This is a genomic window from Rhodopseudomonas sp. BR0G17, assembly GCF_010907025.1.
Classification (GTDB): domain Bacteria; phylum Pseudomonadota; class Alphaproteobacteria; order Rhizobiales; family Xanthobacteraceae; genus Rhodopseudomonas; species Rhodopseudomonas palustris_H.
In genome coordinates this window covers 1-396 of sequence record NZ_QUML01000224.1, presented here as the reverse complement: position 1 = coordinate 396, position 396 = coordinate 1, and the positions used below count along the sequence as shown (strand labels likewise).

The following is a 396-nucleotide window of genomic DNA, read 5'->3' as shown; positions in this document are numbered from 1 at the left end:
ATCTAGGCCACGAGGTCATACCGGCCAAACACCCGTTGGCCGGCGATCACCAGATCATCGATGCCTATATCGCCCTGTTCGCGACAGACGCAGCCGCCCTCGTCAAACTCGCCAAGAAGCGCGGGCTTGATCCCTCCTCTGTGCTGGAGCCTTGGACGATCGGCAACGCCGCCGTATTCGAAAAGCTGCCGAAGGATGCCGTGCCGAAGGCGCTCGCCTATCGGCACGAGGTCGTCCGACATCTCGATGCGTTCTTCGCCAAATATGATGCCTGGCTGACGCCGGTGGTCGATCGCGCACCGCCGAAGCTCGGCGAACTGAGCCCGACGGTCCCCTACGCGACGTTGCGCGACAGAGCGCTCAGCTACGCCTCTTACACCGCCTTGCACAACTTCG

1 pseudogene is annotated in these 396 nt (G+C 62.6%); it reads left to right on the top strand.

Features of this window, described 5'->3' with window-relative positions:
- Window positions 1-396, top strand: a pseudogene (locus DY467_RS25955) (amidase); the annotation flags it as partial.